Annotated in this window: 20 protein-coding genes and 1 riboswitch; of the genes, 15 read left to right on the forward strand and 5 right to left on the reverse strand. The window is 45.3% G+C overall.

Annotated elements, in window-relative coordinates; all coding sequences use genetic code 11:
* Positions 1 to 325: 325 nt before the first annotated feature.
* Together N4A56_RS10150 and N4A56_RS10155 are read right to left on the reverse strand one after the other, a co-directional pair.
* Positions 326 to 2,761, reverse strand: coding sequence for an acetate--CoA ligase family protein (locus tag N4A56_RS10150; protein ID WP_295547020.1), 2,436 nt, complete (start codon positions 2,759 to 2,761; stop codon positions 326 to 328).
* Positions 2,761 to 3,540, reverse strand: a complete 780-nt coding sequence (locus N4A56_RS10155) for an IclR family transcriptional regulator (RefSeq protein ID WP_293669851.1) — start codon at positions 3,538 to 3,540, stop codon at positions 2,761 to 2,763. Before N4A56_RS10155 ends, N4A56_RS10150 begins: the two co-directional genes overlap by 1 nt.
* Before the next feature lie 682 nt (positions 3,541 to 4,222).
* On the opposite strand from N4A56_RS10155, the gene N4A56_RS10160 reads away from it, so the two are divergent.
* The 11 genes from N4A56_RS10160 to cobI all read left to right on the forward strand — a co-directional run bounded on the left by N4A56_RS10160 (position 4,223) and on the right by cobI (position 18,768).
* A complete protein-coding gene (locus N4A56_RS10160; protein WP_293669852.1) occupies positions 4,223 to 5,248 on the forward strand; it encodes a sigma-54 dependent transcriptional regulator in 1,026 nt (341 codons plus the stop codon).
* A gap of 147 nt (positions 5,249 to 5,395) precedes the next feature.
* Positions 5,396 to 8,215, forward strand: a complete 2,820-nt coding sequence (locus tag N4A56_RS10165; RefSeq protein WP_295547024.1) for a tetratricopeptide repeat protein — start codon at positions 5,396 to 5,398, stop codon at positions 8,213 to 8,215.
* Positions 8,216 to 8,258: 43 nt separating this feature from the next.
* Entirely contained in the window at positions 8,259 to 9,092 is an 834-nt protein-coding gene (gene amrB / locus N4A56_RS10170; RefSeq protein WP_295547027.1) for an AmmeMemoRadiSam system protein B, read from the forward strand.
* Positions 9,093 to 9,144: 52 nt separating this feature from the next.
* On the forward strand, positions 9,145 to 10,740 hold the full coding sequence (locus tag N4A56_RS10175) for an ATP-binding protein (RefSeq protein ID WP_293669855.1): 1,596 nt from the start codon (positions 9,145 to 9,147) through the stop codon (positions 10,738 to 10,740).
* Between the two features lie 3 nt (positions 10,741 to 10,743).
* A complete protein-coding gene (locus tag N4A56_RS10180; protein ID WP_295547030.1) occupies positions 10,744 to 12,471 on the forward strand; it encodes a sigma-54 dependent transcriptional regulator in 1,728 nt (575 codons plus the stop codon).
* Between the two features lie 494 nt (positions 12,472 to 12,965).
* A complete protein-coding gene (locus N4A56_RS10185; protein WP_295547033.1) occupies positions 12,966 to 14,039 on the forward strand; it encodes a nucleoside recognition domain-containing protein in 1,074 nt (357 codons plus the stop codon).
* A 35-nt stretch (positions 14,040 to 14,074) separates the two neighbouring features.
* A riboswitch (cobalamin riboswitch) is annotated at positions 14,075 to 14,252 on the forward strand.
* A 165-nt stretch (positions 14,253 to 14,417) separates the two neighbouring features.
* The gene (locus tag N4A56_RS10190) at positions 14,418 to 15,302 is read left to right on the forward strand and encodes a sirohydrochlorin cobaltochelatase (protein WP_295547036.1); all 885 of its coding nucleotides are present in this window, start codon (positions 14,418 to 14,420) and stop codon (positions 15,300 to 15,302) included.
* A gap of 2 nt (positions 15,303 to 15,304) precedes the next feature.
* Entirely contained in the window at positions 15,305 to 16,372 is a 1,068-nt protein-coding gene (locus tag N4A56_RS10195) for an iron ABC transporter permease (RefSeq protein ID WP_295547039.1), read from the forward strand.
* Positions 16,372 to 17,163, forward strand: coding sequence for an ABC transporter ATP-binding protein (locus N4A56_RS10200; protein ID WP_295547042.1), 792 nt, complete (start codon positions 16,372 to 16,374; stop codon positions 17,161 to 17,163). Before N4A56_RS10195 ends, N4A56_RS10200 begins: the two co-directional genes overlap by 1 nt.
* Positions 17,081 to 18,055, forward strand: a complete 975-nt coding sequence (locus tag N4A56_RS10205) for an ABC transporter substrate-binding protein (RefSeq protein WP_295547047.1) — start codon at positions 17,081 to 17,083, stop codon at positions 18,053 to 18,055. The genes N4A56_RS10200 and N4A56_RS10205 overlap by 83 nt, the downstream gene beginning before the upstream one ends.
* The gene (cobI, locus tag N4A56_RS10210; RefSeq protein ID WP_295547050.1) at positions 18,055 to 18,768 is read left to right on the forward strand and encodes a precorrin-2 C(20)-methyltransferase; all 714 of its coding nucleotides are present in this window, start codon (positions 18,055 to 18,057) and stop codon (positions 18,766 to 18,768) included. Before N4A56_RS10205 ends, cobI begins: the two co-directional genes overlap by 1 nt.
* Before the next feature lie 258 nt (positions 18,769 to 19,026).
* Here cobI and N4A56_RS10215 read toward each other — a convergent pair whose 3' ends face one another.
* Both N4A56_RS10215 and umuD read right to left on the reverse strand, forming a co-directional pair.
* Complete coding sequence (locus N4A56_RS10215) at positions 19,027 to 20,325, reverse strand: Y-family DNA polymerase (protein ID WP_295547052.1); 1,299 nt, start codon at positions 20,323 to 20,325, stop codon at positions 19,027 to 19,029.
* The gene (gene umuD / locus N4A56_RS10220) at positions 20,322 to 20,762 is read right to left on the reverse strand and encodes a translesion error-prone DNA polymerase V autoproteolytic subunit (RefSeq protein WP_295547053.1); all 441 of its coding nucleotides are present in this window, start codon (positions 20,760 to 20,762) and stop codon (positions 20,322 to 20,324) included. The genes N4A56_RS10215 and umuD overlap by 4 nt, the downstream gene beginning before the upstream one ends.
* Before the next feature lie 127 nt (positions 20,763 to 20,889).
* Between umuD and N4A56_RS10225 the strand changes: the two genes are divergently transcribed.
* From N4A56_RS10225 to N4A56_RS10240, 4 genes are all read left to right on the forward strand, one after another.
* The gene (locus N4A56_RS10225; RefSeq protein WP_295547055.1) at positions 20,890 to 21,615 is read left to right on the forward strand and encodes an energy-coupling factor transporter transmembrane component T; all 726 of its coding nucleotides are present in this window, start codon (positions 20,890 to 20,892) and stop codon (positions 21,613 to 21,615) included.
* A gap of 141 nt (positions 21,616 to 21,756) precedes the next feature.
* A complete protein-coding gene (locus N4A56_RS10230; protein ID WP_295547057.1) occupies positions 21,757 to 22,713 on the forward strand; it encodes a sulfite exporter TauE/SafE family protein in 957 nt (318 codons plus the stop codon).
* Positions 22,714 to 22,725: 12 nt separating this feature from the next.
* The gene (locus N4A56_RS10235) at positions 22,726 to 23,139 is read left to right on the forward strand and encodes a MarR family transcriptional regulator (RefSeq protein WP_293670869.1); all 414 of its coding nucleotides are present in this window, start codon (positions 22,726 to 22,728) and stop codon (positions 23,137 to 23,139) included.
* Complete coding sequence (locus tag N4A56_RS10240) at positions 23,139 to 23,699, forward strand: manganese efflux pump MntP family protein (RefSeq protein ID WP_295547059.1); 561 nt, start codon at positions 23,139 to 23,141, stop codon at positions 23,697 to 23,699. Before N4A56_RS10235 ends, N4A56_RS10240 begins: the two co-directional genes overlap by 1 nt.
* Positions 23,700 to 23,746: 47 nt before the next feature.
* Here the strand turns inward: N4A56_RS10240 and N4A56_RS10245 are convergent, their stop codons facing one another.
* The gene (locus tag N4A56_RS10245; protein WP_295547060.1) at positions 23,747 to 26,059 is read right to left on the reverse strand and encodes a methyl-accepting chemotaxis protein; all 2,313 of its coding nucleotides are present in this window, start codon (positions 26,057 to 26,059) and stop codon (positions 23,747 to 23,749) included.
* Positions 26,060 to 26,063 lie beyond the last annotated feature (4 nt).

Genomic DNA, 26,063 nt, shown 5'->3' on the forward strand with positions numbered 1-26,063 from the left:
GTTCGCCGAAGGCAACAAAAAATATTACCGAATCGCTTCCTAGTATTCTTACTGATGCCTCCGGCGGCTGGGCTGAAACTTTTGCAAAGTTTCCCCCAGACCCCCTTCAAAACTTTTTACTTACGAGTTCTTTCGTTTTTTAGTTTCGTGCACGGCTTGAACATAAGTAGGGATATAAGAAAGGGTGGAGTTAAATAACTCCACCCTTTCTTTATTACTAAAAAAACATTCACCTAATCGGGGTCAAGGGGACGCGTCCCCTTGCGGGGGTGCAGGGGGCAGCGCCCGCCTGCCCGTCGGAGACTCGCCGAAGGCATCAAAAAAATTATCGGATACCGCATCCACCACAGCGTATTGATTTACTATGCAATCGCGATTGCAGGTAACGTGCTAATGCTGCGACAGCTCTATCTGCTGTTTGGAACACAGGGATTCCTGCTTCATTCAATGCTTCGCGCAACGGCTGAAATAACTCACCACCATCAGAGGCACATACGAGCGGTTTCTCTGACAACGTTGCAAGTGCCATGGTACGCGAAAGGATGCTTTCCTTGTTGTGCATGCTGAACGGGTCACTTGTATCTGTATCGAGCGATTGCATTACCGGACTAAGCGGGGTCAGTGCCAGAACAACAGCATCTACGGTTGGTTCATCCAGCATAATTTTTGCTACTTCAACATGCAGTTCATCATCACCGGCAGGAGTCAAATCCATAGGATTTGCGATGGATACAAGAGAATCCAGACGCTTTTCTTTTAAGAGAGCACGAAACCCGTTAGTTGCTTTTTCCGAAAACGGTGCAAGCTTCATTGAAAACGTACCAACATCAAGGCTATCTGCCATGCTAACGGCTTCAAACCCTGCGCCGCTGATTGCACCAAGGCGATTGCCTTCAACCTTTTTGCAATGCAGTGTCTCTGCCAACATAAATAAATCCTGAAACTGTTCCACGGTCTGTGCCACTACAGCACCAGCCTGACGCACACAGCTTTCCGCAACCATATAGTCACCTGCTAATGATGCAGTATGCCCACTTGTTGCAGATTTACCTTCCGGAGTGCGACCAGCTTTATAGAAAACAACTTCTTTACCAGCCAGCACAGCTTCGCGCACCGCACGACAAAATGCTAATCCATCAAGATCATTGAATCCTTCTGCGTAGACAGCGATGACATCGACGTTTTCATCATCTTTAAGATAGGTAACCATATCCCCCAAAGTGAGGTCAGTCTGATTCCCCATCGAGATCATGTAATTAGGTAAAAGATGCGGGTAGCGGCTTAAACCATACAGCATAAATGCTCCGCTCTGACTCACTAACGCTGCGCGGCGTGGTGTGCCCAACCCGTTTTTCGGAAATTTATTCTCTGGAATAAACCACGTATTGTATCCACCGGGACGGGAAACTATGCCCATGCAATTTGCACCGATAAATACGGGCCCACCATCACTTGAATCGTGCGCCGTGTTGATTTTTGCAATCACCTTTTGCGCCCGCTCAAAACTTTCTTCAGTTTCTCCCAGACCACCAGCAATAAGCATGACGCTGTCAGCAGCATCCGTTGCAATCACTTCATCGACAACAGCCGGAATCTGCTTGGCAGGAACTGCAACCACAAGCATATCTAATTTGCCATTGGCATTTACAGATGGAATGCATTGGACTCCATCAATCTCCTCACATCCATCACGAATAATCCGCACTTGTTCTTTCGGGTATCCTTCTGCAAGAACGTTTCGCAAAATAGTACGCCCGAAATTTTCACGAGATGCTGATACCCCCATAATACCAATTGATTCAGGATGGAGCAGACTTTTTATTTTTGCAACAGGACGCGATGATGCTGTTTGATCTGGTAACGAAAATTTACACAGCCCATCAAGGGGAACCATGAGAAAATCTGTGAAGGCGAACGGGTTGATTTCAAACTCATCTATTATAAAAGGAGCGTCAGGGTTTGTTGGAGAATAATAGTTAGCCAGCAAAATGCAGGCATCGAAGCATTCAAGCAACTGATCGTCGGAAACGATACGCTCCTGCCCTCTGGTGCGACCCGCCAACTTCTCAAAAGAAATTGTTTGTCTGAAATGGCTAAAGAATGCCTCTCCATCGGTCAATCTGGTGGATGCCGCAACAATTGCCTGACTCTTTTTGAATCGCTCTGCATATAATTCAGCATCCGTGCCCCCAAGCCCTGCACTCAAGACCATACCAAATTCACGGGTTCGTCTGATGCCGACAATCAGCTCATTGCCGAATGCGTCAGAGTCCGGCGGCATAAACTGAACGAGCAGCACCCCTTTTAAGTCAAGAGCGATTGCCTCCTCTAGCGCTGAACCTGACAGTCCAGCATATTCTTCTGGAGAAGCATCTGGATGCTGCTCTATCCAGCGTGCATATTTTTCGGGAACTTCATACATCATACGACGCCATGCAGAACGAATTTTACTTGGTTCACGATCTACAATACGCACTCCACCGACTTCTGTTTTGTGAACAATCGTCGGCGATACAATTTTGAGTACAATTTTTTCACCGGGAATGCTCATCAACTCATCATCAGACGGTCTAGTCCCTCGTGGAATCAATCTAACTGTAGGCGGAGTTTCAGAACCAATACTCTCCATCACACGGTACACTTCGTGTTCGTATAATGAAAAGCGTCCCTCACTATGCGCCTGTGCAAAGATTTCTGTAATCGTATCAAAATCAATGTGCGCTGTAGTTTTGGCATGCGAAAAGGCGTCGTAATTATACATTATGTACCGTCCACAAATTTTGGTTGAGCTCTATATCCCATTTGCACAGAAATTTCTGAAGCAACATCCATAAGCCGATTCGCAAAACTTGTTATATCAGTATCAGGACCGATTATATCGCTTGTACCGCTTACGCTGATTGCACCAATAACTTTACCTTCCGCGCCAAACACCGGAGCACCGATTGTATTCAAGTGTATTAATGTTTCTCCAAAAACCAACGAGTAACCACGCTCACGGGTTGCACTAATTTCTTCATGCAATGCGACCGGGTCTGTTAACGTCTTAGGAGTATACGGAAGCAGCTGCACCGTCGCCAAGTGTTCTACTAGCTCACGCATAAGAAGCTGTGACAAAATAGCCCTCCCCATTCCTGTGCAATATGCCGGAACAGTAGGCCCTATGTAGGAAGAAGGATGCCATTCCTGATGGTCAGTACTTAATGTAGTAAGAATTGCATTATGGTAGAGCACGCCGACCCTGCCGATAGTATTTGTATGTTGGGCAAGATATGTGACAGGCGTCGCAGACTTTCGGTTAAGCTCGTATGTTGCTGACTGCAACGAACCAAGCTCCATAAGTTTCAAGCCTAATTTATATTCTTTAGACGCAGGGTCCTGCGCGAGATAATCACTTTTAGCTAGCGCCTTTACAATGCCATGCGTAGTACCGACAGCAAGATCGAGGGTCTTTGCAATGTCACTTACACGCCAGCTTGGATGTTCAAAGGTGAACAACCCGAGCACTCGGGTCGCACGTTCAATAGATTGTTGAGACATGATAGGTTCCTCGACATTATCGAATTGTTTTCAAAAAAGTATACATCCCCCCACACTGCTGTCAACGCAACGATTCATATATGTACCGTAGTACCATGTGTGTTCACATCTCCATATATAGAGAGTACTTTTGTAACTTGTATATATTACTAAAAAACACTATGAGTTTAAAAAATGTTACCAAATGCACCATAATTGTAAATTTCTACCATTTTTTATTTATACAAGTTAATAAACAAGAATGGATTATTACAATATATTTTGCAGGTAACACAAAAAACTCACACAAAAAAACAAAAATAAATCTTAATATAGAATGAAAGAATAAATTGTAACTGCACATTTTTTAATTTTGATACAGTAAAAAATATTTTTCGTTTTCTTTATGTAAATGCAGACCTAATTTTCCGTACATTTTGCATAATGTCACGTTTCAAAACTCAAATTCACGCTTGCAATATATTTTTTCTATATTCGTCATTGTATATAGAAACTGAAAATACAATTCTGCTCTCATAATATTATTTTCACTATAACAAAAAACTTGCCTTACGTTGATTTTTAAATAAGGTAAGCCTCTATATACGTTGGTAACTTTTCTATTGACTTAACGTCATAAACTTGACAGTCATTAGCCTGAAGGGGATGCGTTAGCAGGGGGACGTAATTAATCGGAGAGGAAATGAGTCTTAACAAACTTGGAACAATTGGACAGTCTGCTGCCATGCAAGACGTGTTCGGTGTTCTGGCTAAAGTAGCCCCAACAGACAGCACAGTATTAGTTACTGGCGAGTCTGGCACTGGTAAAGAATTACTGGTGCGTTCCCTGCATGCAAATAGTACCCGTAACAATGCCCCGTTTGTTCCTATAAACTGCGGTGCAATTCCACGCGACCTTCTTGAATCCGAGCTCTTCGGTCATGAAAAAGGTGCGTTCACACATGCCATTCGTTCTCGTCCCGGTCGCTTTGAACTAGCAGACGGTGGAACGATTTTTCTAGATGAAATTGGTGAAATGGACCTGACACTTCAGGTCAAAATTTTACGAGTTTTACAAGAAAAAGAAATCGAACGAGTCGGTGGCTCCACCATTAAAAATGTTGATGTACGTATAGTTGCAGCAACAAACCGTGATTTAGAAAGCGAAGTTAAAGCTGGTCGATTTAGAGAAGACCTTTATTACCGCCTGAACGTTATCCCCCTGCAACTACCTGCATTACGGGAGCGTGGCGGCGATATTTTATTACTTTGTGAACACTTTTTACAAAAGTTCAGCGAAAAACAACAACGCTCACGACTCACACTATCTCAGGATACGCGCAAAATTCTTGCCGCATACAGCTGGCCAGGAAACGTGCGTGAACTGGAAAACTTTATGGAACGCATGACTATTTTGTGCGATGCCAATGTTATTACACCAGCCGATTTACCACCAAAAATATTAGACGAAGTTGGTGTTGTCGCAGAACTTCCTGAGCCGGTTTCTCCAGACCCTGTGCGTCAGCAGCAGGTCGGATTCCAGTGGCCATGTATTCAAGACTTAAATGACCAAAAGCTTCCGCTTAAAGATTTCCTTGATACTGTTGAAGAAAAACTCCTGCTCGAAGCGCTTCAGCAAGCAAACGGTATCAAAAATCAGGCAGCCGAAATATTGGGCGTCAAACGCACAACTTTAATTGAAAAGCTTAAAAAGAAAAAAATTGATTAATTTTTTAAGTATGTTGCAAAATAATACAAACAAGATTATCCAATTAACGTTTCTTGCGTCTTTTTCTTGCACATTAATTGCACTGAGATAGCTGTGATAAAATATATACGTTCCAGACATATCTGGCTCATAATAGCAGCAGGTTTTTTGTCAGTTGTAGTACCGGCTAAAACCCAAGCTGCCTCTTGGTATTGGGGCAAACATCCAACGTTTGAGCGCCTTGTTATTTCTTTTGACACTCCAGTCAAAAATTTTACGCTTTCTCGTACCGGAAGTAATGAGCTGACATTTGTCACGCCTCAGCATACGCAGGCTGTTAAAGTATTTAACCCAATCAAAAATGGGAACCGCATTAGTACTGCCAAATATTTAGCTGCTCCAAAGCACGGTACTAAAAAGTTACTTATCCGTACTAAAGTAACGTCGTTCCGCTATAAAACAAGCCGATCAAGCAATAATAAAATTGCAATTGACATCTATCCTGACTCCAAAGGCAAATTTACCCCTGCATCATCTCAGCAGAAATCTGCTTCAGGCAAACAAGCTCCTAAAAAAGCTCAGGCTGCGCCTGTTGCAGCGTCACCAAAAGCGCAGCAATCTGCCGCATCACCCATCAAAGCGGGATCGAACCGTAATAAAGAAAAACGTCCTTTCTACTCACCGAAAAACGTTTTCCGTTCCCGTGTAAACTCCGGTGGACCTGACAACTGGGTTGCAAAACCTTCTACAGCAGAACCTGCTCAAGATGCACCTGTGCAGCCTCAATCAGTACAAAGTGCACCAGTAGCTCCTGCCAAACAAAGCAGACCATCGAACGCTCCAGTAAAAAAAGTACAGCCTTCACCGAGTGCAACTAAAGAGCCAATGCCTCCAGTGGGCAACATCTCTGTTCCAGAAAAGAAGTTGGAAAAAGTTGTCAGCACGGAAAAAGAAGAAACTGAAGTTATTTGGGTAGACAAAAACGGCAACAAAGTTGCACCACCGCCTAGTCCTAGCCACCTACTTAAGCTCGCTAAAATGGCGCTTAATAACGGTGTGTACGATGAAGCCCTTGAAAGCTACAAAGAACTCAAGCGGGTTCCGACCCTAACCAAGAAAGAACGTGCTGATGTTCTGGATGGTATTGCTGATACAACATACGCAATGGGCAAGGACAGCCTGCCAGAAAATTACGAAAAAATTATTGCTGCTACCACAGAAGCAATGAACTTTGACCTTAAAAGTCCTAAGGTTCCTAGCTACCTGTTGCGTCTTGGCTATACTAACCTTAAAATAGGTAATGTGCGCGAAGCTGGTGCGTATTTTAACATCCTGCGCCACAACCACCCTAAAGATGATCTGGTACCATCTACCTACTACTATTGGGGTGAACATTACTTTAAAGAAAAAGAATGGCAGAAAGCTGCGGATAATTTCCAATACATTGTACAGAAATATCCAGACACTAAATTCGTGCGCGAAGCTGGTGTCGGGCTTGCAAAGTCTTTGTACCAACTTGCCTACTACGAGCAGGCTTACCAAATTGTTGACTACGTTAAAAAACGTTGGCCGCGCTTCTATCTCGACTATCCGCCATTCCTGAGTCAAATGGGTGATGTTGCGTATCGTCTCGGTAAACCGGATGAAGCACGTACGCACTATTGGACATACTACAACATTGATCCTGATGGTGACGATGCCGATATGGTTCTTGCCCGTCTCGGTGATATTTATCTCGAAACTGAAGAATTTGAAGCTGCACGTGAAATTTACGAAGAAGCAGTACGCAAGTTTCCAGATCGTGACGGTGGTCTTGTATCGCTCATGCGTCTTGCAGAAGAAGGCAAATACGATACTCCGACAATTTCAGATATGTTCTCAGTGTTTGATAAGCCATACAGCTTAAAGCCACTTGAGATTTATTCTAAAATTATTACGGAGCATTCCGAAAGTAAAATTGCTCCACTTGCAAGATTAAAAAAAGCTATCTGGTACTTGTGGAACAACCAGCATCCTGAAGCTCTTGCAACGGCTTCAGCATTTAAAGAAAAATACCCGAATCATGTGCTGATTCCACGTGTCAAAGAAGTTGCCATGCGCTCCTTCAGTATTTTGACTGCAAACAACATTAAAGAAGAAAACTACGAGAAAATTCTACAAATATGGGACGACTTCCCTATTGTACACAATCAGGAGCCACAACTTACTCCTGAAAGCCGTGTTGCGCTCGCTCTTTCTATGTGGAAAAAAGATAAACCGAGCAAAGCGCTGGAAATTCTTGATCCTTTCTTCCAGAACCTCAAAGTGCCTCAATATTCAGAAATGGGCTTAAGCCTCGCACTTTCAGTATTCGTCGATAATGAACAGTGGAACGGTATCATTGAGCTGGCGCGCCGCATTGAGTTATGGGAACTTAACAAAGAAAGTAGAGACCAACTCGACTACGCAGTGGCTCTGGCATACGAAAACCTCAATGATCCAGAAAAAGCCGTTAACTTATGGGCTCGACTCAAAAAAGTTGAAGATATGCCGCGGAGCAAAGAAGCGTATATCAACTACTTCCTTGCACGAGATGCCGAAAGGCGCGAAGACTTTGAGCTAGCATACAAGCTTAGCCTCGAAGCATTACGCACCTTTAAAGAAATTGCGGCTAAAGACCCAGAAAAAGCTGACACAAGTAAAATCAGAGATCTGCTTAATTCACTTGTAGACATTACCGAACGAACAGGACGCTCTGACGATGCACTTGAGTGGGCAAGAGAACTCGCAATAGCCGTACCGGAAGGCGATCCGGGATATCCGGCAATGCGGTACAGAATTGCTACCCTATACAAAAAGACAGGCGATACTGCGAAGTGGAAAGATATTCTTACCCAGTTAGTTGCAGCAGACCCTAAGTCCCTGTACGGCAGAATGGCGACATCCGACCTCAATACATATGGTCTTTCAAATGATGCATCATCCTACTCTCCTACAGGAAATCTATAAATTGTAGGAATAAGCCGACGCAAAGCCTTTGAAGGAGTGCCTGATGAATACAGCCGGAACAACCGCTGCTACTCGTACACCTGTTGTTGCAGGGCAGTTTTATACTGCAAGCGCACAAAAGCTCCGTGAAGAAGTAGAAGCATATCTGCAACGTGGTATCAAACGCAGTGCCCGTACTCTTCTTGCAATGGCTCCACACGCTGGCTACATGTACTCCGGTCAAACCGCTGGCTGTACCTTCGGCTCATCCAACCTTTCGAATACAATATATCTCCTCGGCCCGAATCATACGGGTCGAGGAGCACCGATATCCGTATGGAGTGGCGGCAGCTGGGAAACTCCTCTCGGGGCAGTTCCTATAGACATGCATGCACGCGACCAGCTGTTGGCAGCAAATTCTTTTTTTGAAGCTGACACACTGGCACACATAGGTGAACACTCTCTCGAAGTACTCTTGCCTTTCATTCAAATTGCAGCACCAAAAGCACGTATTGTTCCGGTAGCAATTGCCACCAGCAATCAAGAAACACTTGCATTCGCAGGTACAGTGCTTGCCAGCGCGCTTCAGCAAAATCCTGACAGCTGCATTGTTGTCAGCTCAGATATGAGCCACTACGTCTCTGCGGAAGCTGCAAAAAAAATGGACACGCTCGCACTTTCTTATGTTCAGTCAATTGACGCACAAGGGCTTCTTTCCACGGTTGTCCGAAACAACATAAGCATGTGCGGTGTACTCCCGATGACTGTCGGTCTTATCGCCTGCGAAGCACTGGGAGCAACACAGGCTGAAATTGTAGAATATACAAATTCCGGCGCTGTCACAGGCGATTCATCACAAGTTGTCGGGTACGCAGGCGCTATAATCGACCGCCCATAGCAAGCGCAAAATCGCCATTGCCATGTGCTTGCGGGGTGCGTATTGTGCCCCTATGTCGACACCCGCTTCCATCCAATCTTCCCGTCATATCCACGTCCGCCCTTCTCAGAAGGACGAAACTGACGTGCGTAGTTTTTTTGATAATGCTGTGGAGGGAATGTTTCGCAAAGCCCGTAACGGGCGTTTTCTTCTCGTCAATCCGGCGCTGGCAAAAATATTTGCCTATGCATCTCCCGGTGAAATGATCCGCAACTTCCCTGTTGATAAAGACAAGGTAACACTTGATGCTGCACGATTTTTAGATCTGCTGACCGAGCTAAAAAATAGAGGCGAAGTTAGAAATTTTGAAATGCAATTTCGCCGTCGCGACGGTCTGCTCATGTGGGTACTTATCAACGCCCGAACCGTGTACACTGTAAAAGGTTCCATCAAATACTATGAAGGAACTCTTGTTGATATCACCGAGCGTAAAGATGCAGAAACAGAGCAAGCCATCATAGACGAGCAGATTCGTCAGTCACAACGTATGGAGGCTATAGGAATTGTTGCCGGAGGTATTGCATCAGACTTCAGCACACTCATCCGCCCAATTGTGAGCAGCACAGAATCTGCACTCAAACAAAGTTCGGGCAATGAACAGGTACAACGGAATCTCAATACAATTTTGGGTTCTGCCAATAGTGCGATGGCTCTCATTAAGCAATTTCAAACCATCAGCAGACAGGGAAAAGGTGAAATGCGTCCTACGACCATGCAACCTGTTCTTACAGAAGCTATTGGCGATTTCCGTTCTACCCTGCCTACCCACATCCAACTTTTTGAAGAGATCAGCGCGAATAATCGGACAGTACTTGCCGATGCGGGACAGATACGACAGGTCATCGATAATTTGCTAGAAAATGCGCTACTGTCAATTCACACCGAAGGGCGCATTACTGTACGCATGGCAGAAGTAGAATTTGATGAGCGCACAGGAGCATTCCGAGCCGACCTTATCCCCGGGAAATATCTTCGAATTACCGTTCAAGATTCAGGTGTCGGTATTCCTGAACAACTTCTTCCAAGAATTTTTGATCCATTTTTTACCACTCGCGGGCACGAAGATGCACAAGGGTTGGGGCTTGCAGTTGCTCACGGTATAGCCCGTGCGCATGATGGTGGTATTACCGTGTTATCCGAAGAAGGACTTGGCTCTACCTTCTGTTTGTATATCCCGTTTTACGATCAGGAAATTGACCAATCACTTCCTATTGCCCCGTCTCCAAGATTAGGGAGCGAACGTATTTTGCTTGTCTCACCTGAAGAACAAGAAATCCGGAAATGGAGAAGCCTGCTCGTTCCCCTTGGGTACCGTATTGAGGCTGTTTCCGGCAGCGTAGAGGCACTACGACTTTTCCTTGAATCACCTGATTCCTTTGACTTAATCATTTCGACATTTGCAATGCCTCAAATGAACGGACTTGAATTTGCGCGCATCCTGCTGGGAGTGCACCCGTCAACACGTCTGGTTTTATGCGCTGACCCAACAGACCCGATAACAAGCGAGATTGCACTGGAAGCAGGAGTACCGACGCTGGCACATAAGCCATTGAACACCAATAGAATTTTTCAGCTTGTGCAATCTGCACTGGAAGACCATCAGGAGTAGGGTATGGCGCGCGTTCTTATTATCGATCACGACCCTGTTTTTTCCGAAACATTAGCTTCGATTGTTACCGGTCTTGGACATCGAAGCAAGCAGGCTAAATCTCTTGCGGAAGCCTTTGCATCCGGTCGCAAACACGACACAGACATCGTATACCTTAATACACAGCTCCCAGATGGAAACGGTCTGCTAGCGATTGCGCAACTCAACGCCATGCGCGGCCATCCTGAAATTATTGTCATGACAGGAACACCGACTCCTGACGGAGCAGAAAAAGCAATCCGCAACGGAGCATGGGACTATGTCGAAAAACAAAGCGCCATTGATCGCATGGTGCTTCCGCTTATTCGTGCCATTGACTACAGGGGCAAACGTCCCGCCCGCAATGGATCTGTAAAACTCAAACGCAGCGGGATTATCGGTAATAGTGCCGGTATCAAAAAATGCCTTTCACTTGTGGCGGAAGCCGCATCCTCTGATGCATCTGCATTACTTCTTGGTGAAACAGGGGTAGGTAAAGAAGTTTTTGCCCGTGCCGTGCACGAAAACAGTCTTCGTGCAAATGGTCCTTTTGTGGCGGTGGACTGTGCATCCATGTCTCGAACTCTCGCAAGTTCTATCTTATTCGGACACCAGAAAGGAGCCTTTACAGGAGCAGACAAAGATAGAGAAGGACTTGTAGCGCAAGCCCACAACGGTACGCTTTTTCTTGATGAAGTAGGTGAACTGCCGCTGGCTATGCAGAAAATTTTCCTTCGAGTATTGCAGGAACATCGATTCCGCCCTGTGGGAGCACGTACAGAAAAAACATCAGATTTCAGATTAATTTGTGCAACAAACAGAAATCTGGATGAGATGGTTGCCCGCGGAACCTTCCGTAGCGACCTGCTTTTCCGAATCCGCACCGTGGTTATGGCTCTTCCGCCTCTTCGTGACAGAACCGACGACCTCCCGCATCTTATTGAGCACTATGTGAAACAACTCTGCGGAAAATACGGCATGCCAGCCAAAGGCATTTCTCCAGACTTGCTTGACCTAGCCAAGGAATACTCATGGCCGGGAAATGTTCGAGAGCTGATACATACTCTGGAACGTGCTGTACTAGCAGCCAAAGAAACGCCTAAAATTTTTAGCCGTCACCTTCCCGATCATATCCGCATCAATATTGCGCGCGCTGCAGCTGACAAGACCCAGCAGGAAATTAAAGCCCTTACCGAAAGCAACCAAGTTCCGTTGCACCAAGGTGCGTCTTGTAGCATCAGCGAATTAGAAAATGCCCCTGATAACTATACAGCAAGGCTGGCAACTTCACCTGTGGAGCAAACACGTCCATCAATACAGGGGCGAACTCCTGTGCAAGCAAGTTCTTCTAATGGTAATCCCGAAGAAGAACGTGCTCTTGTTGCTGCCGCTGAAACGATTCAAGCAGATAGCAACACACATCGCACAAAAGAAGTCGTCATCGTCCAGTCTTCACCACGCTTTGACACACGCAATGAAATACCTATTTCCGAGATTACGGACAAAATACCTTACATTTCCGCAATTCCGGACAAGAAAAATTCAAGCAATACAATCAAACCCTTCTTTGAGTTTCGAGATGAAATCTTTGAAAATTACCTTCAACATCTTATGATGTTATCGGGAGGAAAGGTTGCTACAGCTTGCAAACTATCCGGTCTTTCAAGATCGTATCTGTACGATTTGCTCAAAAAATACCCTGTTAAAAAATAAGCAACTACACATAGATGTCCTCGTTTTAGGATAGAGCACATAAGTTTTGTCCGCTATTACGGACAAAACTTCCGCATTCACGGACAATCGATCTACTTTTTCGACTTTTTCACAAAGAAAACCGTTATCATTTATAATAAATAATATTTTCATCAGTTTTATCAATCTATTATCACACATGGCATGGTTCTTGGTATATAGCCACCAGTGCAGGAGAAATGGTCTGCTCCTGAAAAGAAATTTCCTCCGAGTGTCGGACAAAGTTTGGCGGAAATACTTTTTTCGTACCGGCGAAAGCTATCCGGTTTCCTTGATCGCTTAGTCGATTGAAAAATACGCGCTACAGCTTGCTGTAGCGCGATTTTTTATACCTATCGTACACCCCAACCTTCGGCATTCCGTAACAAACGGCAGCCAATGTTACCTTGTGCACTGATTATCTGACGACTTGAAATTACTCTTTGGGTGGCGTACCACCACCGCAAGGAGAAACCATGTCTCAAGCAACTACCTTTCCCACCTCACGCAAACGCAAACCAAAACGATCTGCTAAGGCGCTCATCATCGCTGCACTATGTTCACTGACCGCGCTTGCTGTCATACTTACAAACGACCCAAGCCTACTTTCATGGGGCAAAGCATGGCCGGGACTTATTCGCCCATTATTGAGGATGCTCTGTTTTCTCGGGATAGGACTCGTTGTAGGTATCGCTGTTGAGGGAATGGGATGGGCACCGCTTCTTGCCACTCTGGTTCGTCCAGTTATGCGCTTCGGAAATCTTAAAGATGAATCCGGCGCAGCATTCACCACTGCTTTTTTTTCTGGAACAGCGGCAAACACTATGCTCATGACATTCTGGAAGGAAAATAAAATTTCTTTGCAGGAGATGAAACTAAGTTATCTCATTAACACAGGGCTTCCAGTCTTTCTTCTCCATCTTCCGACGACTTTTTTCATCATAGTACCAATGACGCGCACTGCGGGAATAATCTACCTCTCTCTTAACGGTCTTGCTGCACTGATACGCACAATTGGTCTACTCATATGGACACGAATTACATTTGCGCCGCATAAAACGGATAACGAAATAACCGACCAGCCTGCCAATCGAAAAACCTCCGCAGCTAAAATTTTAAGCGCATTTCGCAGACGATTCACTCGCATCTGCACTGTCACGGCTCCTGTCTATTTCCTTATATATGCACTAAACCAAGCTGGCATGTTTGAATATTTACGAACATCCGCAGCTGGCTGGGTTACATCCGCCTACCTACCTGTAGAAGCAGTCAGCGTTGTAGTCTTTGCAGTAGCTGCTGAATTTACAACTGGTATTGCTGCTGCGGGAGCGCTGCTGGATGGCGGTTCGTTAACAACAACGCAACTAGTTCTTGCCCTTGTTCTTGGAACAATTGTTGCCACTCCTATTCGCGCCCTGCGACACCAACTGCCATCTCAAACTGGTGTATTTACATTTAAGATCGGTTTTCCCATGCTTTTGATGAGTCAGCTTTTACGTATCAGCAGCCTTATCTGCGTAACAATCCTCTATCTTTGGATTGCAAGTTAACAATATCACTGCTTGACCGCACAAATTCATTGCGTGTAAAGTGCCGCACTTCAGGTGCTCAAAAAGCCTAATAGGGAATCCCGTGCAAATCGGGAGCGGTCCCGCCGCCGTAAGTTCTATCTAATCTTTATCCACGCTGTACCACTGGCTCTGCCGGGAAGGTCGGATAAAGAGGAACGAGCCGGAAGACCTGCCTGAAAACTGTAGATATTCATGAATATTACCTACGAAAGTTCCTGCCTTACATTTCGTCCGGTGTGAATATCAGGCTCGATTTTGCAAACACGGGGTCTTGTTCTGCAAAACACTCTTCGCTATCGGTGCGTCATGCACCGCTCTGCGCCATATACCCCGCCCCAAACGTTGGAGGCTTTTGCCATGATCCGCAGTCGTTCTTTACGACTCATGCTCGCTGTCGCTCTTGTTTTTAGTTTATCTCTCCCTGCCTTTGCTGGACACGGAGAAGCTAAAGAATGTAAAAAGGGCATTTTACTTGTTGCATTTGGCACATCTGTACCTGAAGCTCGTGTTTCTCTGGATAATATTGGTGAAGAAGTTGCCAAAGCATTTCCTGATACAGAAATCCGCTGGGCTTACTCTGCTGCAATCATCCGTAATAAAATTAAACGTACCGAAAAAATGATTGTACCTTCCCCTGCTGCTGCTCTTGCACAGATGGGTGATGAAGGCTTTACACATGTTGTTGTACAGTCCTTGCACACAATTCCTGGTCAGGAATTTTCTGACATTCTTGAAACAGCTTCTGCATTCAATGGCATGCCTAAAGGCATCAGTCACATTGAAGTTGGTGCACCGCTGATGCACACTCCAGCAGACCTTGCTTCTATGTCCAAAATTTTACCTACACTTGTTCCTGCTGCCCGTAAAAAAAATGAAGCAGTTATCTTTATGGGACACGGCACACACGATCCGGGCAACATTTACTACCCTGGTCTTGCTACATACCTTCAGGAACAGGATTCTAATATGTATGTTGGCACTGTAGAAGGCTACCCAGCTCTCGACAACATCATTCCTACCCTGAAAGCTAAAGGCATCAAAAAAGTTTGGCTCATGCCTCTCATGTCTGTTGCTGGTGACCACGCACACAACGACATGGCTGGTCCAGAAGACGACAGCTGGAAATCTATTCTTACTAAAGAAGGATTCAATGTTACAACTGTACTGAAAGGTACAGGCGAATACGATGCTGTTGTTGCACAGTGGGTTGCACACTTGAAAGAGGCGTTTAGCGCTCTGTAATTATGACTAGTTCAGCAGACATTGCGCAACGTCGTGCACGTCGATGCATTCTTTTTTCCAGCATTGCTGCTTGCGCTTGTGTAGTGTCTGCTGTTCTGGCTTCTTCGTATGGCCCGCTCAACATCCCGTTGGGGCAGGTATTCCATACACTCGCAGAACACCTTTTTCCTGTCGGCATCTCCGGTGAAACCACTAATGCCATCGTTGTTTGGGAAATTCGGTTCAGTCGAATTATTCTTTCGCTACTGATAGGAAGCGGGCTGGCTGTTTCCGGCACAGTCTTCCAAGGCATTTTGCGCAACCCACTGGCTGATCCGTTCACTATCGGAGTATCCAGTGGAGCAGCTTTCGGTGCTTCTGTTGCTATATTTTTTGGATTGTCCGGTTCCATACCGTATCTTGCGGGAATAGGTATTATCCCTCTTGCGGCACTCACAGGTGCGTTACTCGCTCTTGCAGCAGTTATCACACTTGGCAGCATGGGAGGACAACTCAAACGCGATGCGCTTGTACTAGCCGGAGTGGTTGTCGCAACATTTCTCGCAGCGCTTATCTCGCTCGTCAAATCACTTGATGAAGATTCAGTCGCATCTATTGTGTTCTGGATTATGGGCAGTCTGCAAGGAAGAAGCTGGCAGCATGTGCAGCTCATTCTACCGTGGTACACCTTAGGGGTTGCAATCATCTGGAGGTTTTCTCGCGAGCTGGACATCTTAGCTCTTGGTGAAACGCAAGCTCAACAGTTAGGCATGAATGCCAGCCGCGTCCGCTTATGGCTTCTTGTAGGGGCAAGCATGATTACCGGCGCATCCGTCGCGGTCTCAGGTGTTATTGGTTTTGTGGGGCTAGTTGTGCCACACCTTGTACGTCTTGTTCAAGGTGGCGAACATAGACCATTGCTCGTAAGCTCTGCGTTTATTGGCGGATTGCTTTTACTCTGGTCTGATGTATTAGCACGCACAGTTCTTTCGGAAGGTGCAGAACTGCCGGTCGGCGTTGTCACAGCTCTTCTTGGAGGTCCTTTTTTCTGCCTGCTCCTGCACCGTTCCATGAAGCGGAGTAGCCGATAATGTCTGCGAGTATTGTTCTGAAAAATTTGTCTGCGGGATATTCTTCAAAGGCTGTCCTGCATGATATTTCGATATCAATAGAACAAGGCGAAATGGTCGGACTTCTTGGACCCAACGGAAGTGGCAAGACTACGCTGCTTATGGCACTTTCAGGAATCCGCAAACCGCTAAAAGGCTCTGTAACATTACACGGCACAAACCTGCTTCAGGTACCACCTAAGCAACGTGCAGCCCAAATAGCTTCCGTGCCGCAGTATACTGGGGAAACACCGGATATCGAAGCACTGTCACTCGTACTCATGGGGCGCTATCCGTACATATCCCCTCTGGGTGGATACAGTGCCGAAGATACAGAAATTGCCTTGCGCTGCATGCAAGCCACAGGAACCGATGCCTTTGCATACAAATCAGCACGAGAGCTTTCGGGTGGAGAATTTCAACGAGTACTCATTGCACGGGCACTTGCACAACAAACCAGCACATTGCTTCTGGACGAAGCAACCTCTGGTCTTGATGTAGCCCGAAGCCTAGAAATTTTCGATTTGCTGAAGCAAAGACATACAACCGGAACAACTGTAATTGCAGCTATTCACGATATTAATCTTGCTGCCCTCTACTGTAGCCGTCTGATATTTCTCAAACATGGACGGATAGTTCAGGACGGCACTGTCGAAGACGTTTTTACCGATGAAAAACTGACCCAAATTTATGAAACACCAATCCATACATTCAGTCATCCGGTTACTGGTGCACCCCAAGCTTTTTTTACTCCTGGCTCTGCTTTGCGCTAGTACTGCGCTTGCGAGTCCAGCATCAGCGGAAGTCCATCCCGCTTCTGTCAAAATCGTAGACGACCTTGGCAGAACAATCGAGTTGCAGCGCCCTGCAACTCGCATCATTGCACTATACGGAGCATTCAACGAAATATTGGGAGAACTAGGTAAGGAAGACATCATTGTAGCCCGCACCAAAGCGGACACACTTCCGCCTTCCATCCTGAACAAGCCGTCGATAGGCACGCACATGCGTCCTAACCCAGAGCTTGTAGCGGGACTTCGCCCAGATATAGTGCTCCAGATGGGTGGCAGAAAAAAAGCACTGGAGTCCGTTAAAATGCTCGAGCAGCTCGGCATTCCAGTAGCTTTCTTTTCTGTAACAACATTTAAGGAACTATTCTCAGTCATCAAGCGGCTCGGCGTCCTTACTGCTGCTGAAGATAAAGCGGAGACCGTCTGCAACAATCTGCAAGCTAGGCTTGCGCACGTCGCACAGCAACTTGCAACTGTTCCACACAAGCCTTCTGTTTTCTTTGAAGTACGTTACCCTAATCTGCTCGGTGCGGGGCGCGCTTCTATTGTTAATGACATTATTGAGCATGCAGGTGGAACCAATAGTATGGATGTCACTGTAAAATTAGTCCGCATAAATGAAGAGGAAGTAATCAAGCGCGATCCGGAAGTATACCTTATCCAAAAAGGCGCTATGAACCCGAACCCGCAACCGATAGGACAACGGGCTCACTTCCGCACTATTCGAGCAGTAAAAAACAACCGCGTTTATATTATTGATGAATCCAGCTATTCACGTCCCGGTCCCCGTGCCGTAACCGCTGTAGAAGAATTAGCAGCTCTGCTGCACCCAACCAGAATACAACTCAATCCACATAGTTCAGGAGACATCTAATGTCCGCTTTATCAGGCACACTGTACGGCATCGGAGTAGGTCCAGGCGATCCGGATTTACTCACCATTAAAGCAACTAAGGTATTAGCAAACGTTGATATCGTCCTTGCTGCTTCATCTACTAAAAACGATTATTCAACAGCGCTATCCATTGCCGAGCCGCACATGCAATCCGATGTCGAAGTCGTGCATCTTGGATTTCCAATGACCCGTGATGAGCAAGTATTGCTTCACGCATGGGAAGAAAACGCAAAAATAGTTGCAAGCCTGCTTCGCCAAGGTAAAAACTGTGCGTTCCTCACCTTAGGTGATCCGCTTATTTACTCTACTTTCGGTTACCTGAAGCGCACACTCGAAGCACTTGACCCAAGCTTTGCTATTGCAATTGTACCGGGAATCACCTCATATCAAGCTTCAGCTGCACGCACAGGTACTATTCTTTGTGAATCCGGTGAAAACCTCTTGCTAGCATCCGGTGTACGCGCAACCGAAGATACGCAACAGCTTCTGAACAGAGTCGATAACGCTGTTATTTTAAAAACGTATAAAAACTTCGCGGAACTCAAAGAACTCCTTCGCAAAACAAATCGAAAAAATTCTGCGATATTTATTTCACGCCTTGGCATGGAAGGGGAAATTATCGCCCGCAATATTGATGACGCACCGGAAAAGCCTCACTATTTCTCTCACATGCTTATTCCTGTGACTAAATAGTTGGATTTTTTTGTAAGCACTTGGGGAGGTCTCTTTTTACTCTTCGAGTGAGCCTCCGGCGGCTGGGCTGAAAACTTTGAAAAGTTTTCCCCCAGACCCCCTTTCAAACTTTTTATTATGCGATACAAGCTCGTTGGTTAATTTTTATGCGCGGCTTTATCACCTTAGTTTCAATATTAAAAAGACTGCCTTCCTTGGACGGCAGTCTTTCTTTGTAACATCATTTAAAAAAACGAAGCGCATGGGACACAATGCGGGTCAATCAACTTCACGCAACTCTGCCCAGTCAGTTGTGTATCTGGGGGACAATCTTTCTTGCTTCATTTTCCAAGGCTGCCCCAACCCTTCTCCTGCGTATTGTACGGTTCCGCGTCCAAATTTTTTATTTATGGCATCTGTTACGTGCATTAGCCGAGATTCAGACTCTAATTGCTGTTGCGTTGCAGGCGACACAATCTCGAACAATGAACCTTGCTGATTTAATTTAGATTCCAGTCCTGACAGCAACACGCCAACTTTTTGATATTCATGCCCTGATCTAAATATTTTTTGCAATAAGTTAGAAGCATGATGCACAAGTAACGGTGTATAATCCGTAGGTTTATCGAGAGTACACGCGCAGTATTCTACGTGTTGATCTCCCGGTCGGTGCTTGTTTGTTTTAATAAATACAGACAACGTTGTTGCCAGCAATTCTTCACGGCGAAGCTTTTCTGCTGCACGCACCGTATAAGCGATGGTTGCTTCCAAAGCATCTTTACGCTCCGTCACAGGTATACCGAACGAACGGGATGACCGGATACTTTTTCGAGCAGGAGCCGCATCTTCAAGTGCAATGGAAGGAATGCCGCGTAATTCCAAGGCGGTATACAATCCGGTTACGGTAAGCTTTTTCTGTAGCCACGCATTCTCTTTGTCACGCAACTGTCGGGCAGTTGTGACACCATAGTTCGCAAGTTTCTCAGCTGATTTTCTACCGATTCCCCATATATCGTTCACAGAAATTGATTCCAAAAGCGTATCAACTTGGGCAGGATTGTTCCACAATGCATTCATCGTAAATACACCGGATGAATCAGGCGTCTTTTTGCAAATATGGCTGGCAATTTTAGCGAGCGTTTTCGTTGGGGCAATACCAATGGATACAGGAATTCCAGTCCACGTATACACTGTGTCACGAATGCGCTGTGCATATTCGTGTAAATTATGTGCAGCAAATCCATCAAGCCGCAGGAACGCTTCATCAATCGAATACACTTCCATTTCTGGACAAAACGTCCGCAGCACATGCATAACTCTTTCTGAAAGATCACCATATAAAGGATAGTTCGACGAAAATACTGCCACCCCGTTTTGTTCAAGAAAACGCTTCTGCTTAAAGTAAGGAGCAGCCATTTTTACGCCAAGGGCTTTTGCTTCATTAGAGCGGGAAATAATACAACCATCATTATTTGAGAGAACAATAACAGGCTTTCCAACAAGGTCAGGACGGAACACCCGTTCGCAAGAGCAGTAAAAATTATTACAATCTACCAAGGCATACGCAGCCAAACTCATAATGGTTTCCTAAGAGAATGGATAACCGATGTCGCCACACCCCATACTTCAAAGTTCTCATTATGCGTAACTTCTACTGCCCTGTAATGAGGATTTTCTGGAACAAGTGCAACGCGATTGTCCTTTTTCCATAACCGCTTAACTGTCAATGCCCCATTAAGCACAGCGACCACAACGGCATTATGGGACGGCTCCACAGATCGATCCACAACCAGAATATCATCTGTATGGATGCCCGCCCCTGTCATTGAATCACCTTTGACGCGCATAAAAAAAGTCGCAGGTGCGTTATGTACAAGCAGTCGATTTAAATCGAGTGCGCCTTCCAGATAATCATCTGCCGGAGATGGAAACCCTGCGCACGCACACGATGTGTGCATTTGTCCATATTCTTCTTTGGACTCGCTATTTTCTGGAAAATCTATTGTATCTCTCATATATGTGCCTCACTTCGTAGACTGCAATTGCAACCAGACTTTATGTGCCGTAGAATACGTCATTGCTACAGCCTGTGCGAGTACAACTCCGCCAGATGTACATATTCACCTTTACTCAGTTGTTATTATGAAAACTTTATCTCTTCTTTCTTTCGACTCGCGATTAAAAATTATTCTTGCTGCCACTATCGGCATACTTACATGGCATGTTCCAGCATATGCATTATGCATCTACACGGCAGTCATTCTCATTCTTGGTATAGGGAACAAAGTACACCTTACTCTTGGATCACGGACTATTGCCACCTATCTATATTTCATACTTCTTTGGGCTGGGATAAAATTTGCGCTTGATTGCACACCCATTTTCCAAGGCATCACCCCTGACTACCAAGCTGCGTTTCTCTCTTCAGGTATTTTAGCGTTGCGCCTTAGTATACTGATAGGCATAGGGCTACTACTGGCAACAACAAGTTCAGCCCGCCAGCTAGGACTGGCGTTGTCATGGTTCATGCGCCCTATACTCGGTAAACGAAGTTGGGAGCCAGCATTAAGCCTTGCACTCATGATTCATTTTATTCCACTTATTCAAAAAACCTTTTCGCAAGTCATGCAGGCTATGGAGCTTCGCAACCCGCCACGCTCGAAATGGCAACGCTTTCTCCTTGTGCCACAGGCTGTGCTACGCATTTGTGCCCAGAAAACATGGACACAAACCGTTGCCGTTGCAGCCCGTAAGCTTGATTCACCCGATGCATGGACGCAGCAAATTCCTCTTCCCATTAGTCAGATTATAATTTCTTTTTGTGCACTTTGTGCTGCATTCTTGCCACTTGCTTTGGCAACACAGTAATTTGAATTATTTATTTTTTACAAAAAAAGTAATCTTATCTATATACTACTTGAATGAAGCTTTATTTGTATCACTAATAATTTGACACTCAAATCTTTTGAGCGTAGTCCTTTTTTACACAAAAAATTAAAAGGACTCTTTATGCTGTTTGATTCTGTTTTTCTGGTTGCACTGCAAAGTGCTCTTGTGCTGGGGTTTATCCACGGTATTAACCCGTGCGGTCATTCATGGCTTGTACTTGCACCTTTTACATACGGTGCAAAAAATGGAAGCCGTGTACTGTCACTTACGTCTGGATTTATATTTGGAACAACACTGGCATGCCTGACTATCGGGTTTTCGCTTGGTTCCATCTCACTGGCGATTCCGGCTGCATTTAAGACTGTTGTCGATCTCTCCACGGTAGGAATTCTTATCGTGCTTGGGATAATCCTTATAGTGAAACCGCACCTGCTGCATAGTCACGACCATGACCACGGTCATGACCATACTCATGACCACAACCACGGGCACAGCCATCATCACCATGCTCACCACGGATGCTGCGGACAGCATGAAGATGGGGACTCTGCATGTTGCAACGTGCATCATCATGAAGAATTGCAACCGGTAACATATGGAAACACTGCTGTTGCCGTCGAACCTTCATTTGTATTAGGACAACCAGTAACTGCCGCAACGACAGAACAGAGTCGTTTTGTCCTTGGGCAAAAGGTAGGCACGGCTCCAAAAGAGCATTCGCACAACCAGCACGCAGGGTGCGGTTGCGCAACCAGCAGTAAAATTACAAAAGTTACATTTTGGGGGCTGACAGTTTTCGGGTTCATCAATATGATCGTCCCCTGCCCGACAGTAGCAATTATGTATACATACGGGCTTGATTCCGGAAGCATCCTTAAAAGTACTCTTGTATTTTTAAGTTATGCAATCGGCACAGGAATAACGCTAGCAGCTGTTATTTTTGCAATTTACAAAGCAACAAATGCCTTGAACGCACTCAATAAACCTTGGATTGAACCTTTGGTTATGCGCACAGCGGGAGTGCTGACAATCGTATTTGCAGTATACTCATATTTAGCTGATACAAATATGATCTAAAGGAGATCAGCAATGGAGCTTGAGGAGCTTAATCACGCCATAGTGGAGTTCTACGAAAAATTATCCTCTTGGGAACATGATGTTGTACGTGAAAAGGGACTCACCCTGCCACAGATTCATGCTCTTGAAATTCTCGGGATACATGAGTCCATGCGGATGAAAGAACTCGCTAATTGGATGGGTACCACCACAGGAACTCTTACAGTTCTTATCGATAGGCTCGAAAAAAAGGATTACGTACGCCGTTGTCCTCATAAAACAGACCGCCGTTCCATCATCATTGAACTCACTGATACTGGGCGACATATGTTTTTAGAACATGACAAGCTGCATATGCAATTAACAGAGACGATGGTTGCTGATTTGTCGCAAGATGAACGCAGCTGTTTACAGCGCTGTCTTGAAAAAATGAACAAGGCTTTTTAATGCATTGGGCTGAACTTCTTGCCATTGCGATTGCTCTTGCAGTGGACGCCTTTGCAGTAGCAATTGCAGCTGGAGTCCGTTTAAAAGGTGCAAGCAAGCGACAAACCTTCCGGCTTGCATGGCATTTTGGCTTTTTTCAGGCAGCAATGCTTATCGTTGGATGGCTTGCTGGTGATGCAATCAAGGCATACTTAGAGTCATATGCACACTGGATAGCCTTTGCACTTCTACTCTGGGTTGGAGTTCGCATGATTATGGGCGCAGTCAAGCATCCTACCAGAGACGAACAAGCGGAAGGGTATGATCCGACTAAAGGCGTATCCTTAATTATGCTTGCAATTGCAACATCAATTGACGCACTGGCAGTCGGCTTATCGCTCTCTGTTTTGAACCATTTAATCTGGTTCCCTGCTTTTGTAATCGGCGTAACAGCAGCATTATTTACCTTAGCAGGATTACAGATAGGCAAGTTCATCGGCAGCACATCATCACTTGGAAAATATGCTGAAATTGGCGGGGGCGTTGTCCTCATCCTTATCGGCATTAATGTAGTCTTATAAAAAAAGGGTGGAGTAAATACTCCACCCTTTTTATTGGCGATATCCTGTTAGGACTTCATTTCATCCGTAAGTGCCCGTAGCTCTATTACCATTTCCTGCAAATCTTCCACTGCAACAATAGCCGCTCCCAGAGTCTGAACACCCTCATCTGTGATGGTGCTAATCTCTGAAGAAGCCTTGCTGATTTGCTCAGAAGTGGCAGACTGTTCCTCTGTTGCTGTCGCAATAGCAGAGATTTCTCCAAATGCCTCATCCATCATATCTTTAATAGATACAAGCAATTGACCAGAAACTTCAGCTTTTTCTGTGCCTTCAACAACCGCAGATACAGCCCTTTCGACTACTTCTGCGACGCTTGTGGTAGAACTTTGAATACTATTTACTGCTAAACCAACCTCGCGCGTTGCCGATGTTGTTTTTTCCGCAAGCTTACGAACTTCATCTGCGACAACGGCAAATCCTTTGCCAGCTTCGCCAGCCCGTGCCGCTTCAATAGCTGCGTTCAATGCCAGCAAGTTTGTCTGGTCAGCAATATCTGAAATAACCCCTATGACATGCCCAATGGCTTGTGCATGCTCACCAAGCCCCGCCATCTGGTTATTCAATTCTTGCGCTTCACCACTAACTTTAGCAATTGCAGTAACAGTTTCATTAACAGCATGTGAACCTTCATTCACACGATCGGTACAAATCCCAGTATTCGAAGCAGCGTTTCCAGCATTTTTTGCAACTTCTAAAACAGTTGCATTCATTTGTTCAACGGCTACGGCTGTTTCAGATGCGCGCTCTTGCTGAATATGTGCTCCGCTTGTTGTCTCATTAATTTGAGTAAGCAAGCTTGTCGCTGCAACTTCAAGAGAAACAGAGACTGCATCAATTTTTTCTGCAACCTGAAGAATCTCTTCGTGCTGCTCAACAATGCGGGCTTCTGCGTTTCGAATTTCTGTCAAATCATAGAAAAGCCCAAACGCCCCAAGAGCCTTGCCTGAGGCATCATAAAACGGAGTAACAGTATAAAACGTAGTAAGTTTTTTACCATCACGACGTTCAACAGCACCTTCTCGGCTAGCATGCTGTCCATCACGCACAGCTTTGACCAAAGGAGTTTCGCGGGCTTCATCACCCCAAAAAACATCACCGGATGTTTTTCCAAGAAAATCGTCCTGATTACCATGCAGTCCAAGCAGTTCAAGAAGCTCTTTGTTTAAGAAGGACATTCTATTTTCAGCATCAACTACACAGCACGGAAAATTAATTCCCCGAAGGACGCCTTGGGACATTCCGAACTGTTCTTGCAGGTCAACAGTCATCTTTTGCAGATGTTCTGCAAGGTTATGAAGCTCATGTCTGAAGTTGCCTTCAAGCTTTGCATCAAAATTACCAGTAGCAATTTCTGTAGAATAGTGTCCAAGAGCAACAAGCGGCTTTGCGAAAAATTTTCGAATGCCAATAAGCAAAATTAACGATGCACATAGGAGTGTAACAGCACCAATGCACATAATGATAAGCTGCTGCCTATCCGCAGTTGCAAACAGTTCATCCCGCGGAACTGTGGTGCTAATATACCAGTTTGTTTCTGTATTTTTCACAAATCGCTGTAATTTCTGTGTACCTTTATATTGGTAATCAAGAAAATGTATACCGTCAGCTTCTGCTTGCTTAATGTCATCGAACACGCTTGAACGCTTAAAAATCACATTGCTATTAGGGTGCGCGATGATAGTCCCAGTGCCATCCATTACGTATGCATAGCCAGATTTTCCGAACTTAGCAGTATCAATATAGCGCTTACCAAAATTGCCGACATCCGCAAAAACAACAACCCCGCCAATCAAAGCGCCATCAACAAAGTCATAAATTCGTGAGCCGATTCCAATCAATCGCTGCCCGATAATATCGTCAGAGAGAACTTTTTCACTTACATACTTTTCTAAATCGCCATCAAGCAATTTTGTTTTCCATAGCGTTGCACGCGAGGTATCGCCATTCAGTGAAGGACCGCTGCGTGTAACACCAGAGGTAATTTCACCTTTTCCGTTAAAAACAAAAACAGCTTGAACATCTTTATTCAGTTTCAGGATATTATCCAATAAGTTGCGCCCGTCTTCACCTTCAACCCAAGCGCTGTTGATAACCTCTTCCTGCTCAGCAAGGTAGTTGACCAATGCGTCAATATTTGCCGTAAACTGTTTAAGAGAAGTATTCGCCAGCTTTGTTTCCCTCTCCATTGCTTCCAGCTGAATCTTTTCAACAATTTCACTTGTTGACGAAGAAACGTAGAGAACAATCGATAGTACAGAGAGCGAAACTATAAGCAACACTGTGGCTATAAGTTCAATCGCAATACTTTTTACGCGCACGCAA

Source organism: Halodesulfovibrio sp., from assembly GCF_025210605.1.
Taxonomy (GTDB): Bacteria; Desulfobacterota; Desulfovibrionia; order Desulfovibrionales; family Desulfovibrionaceae; genus Halodesulfovibrio.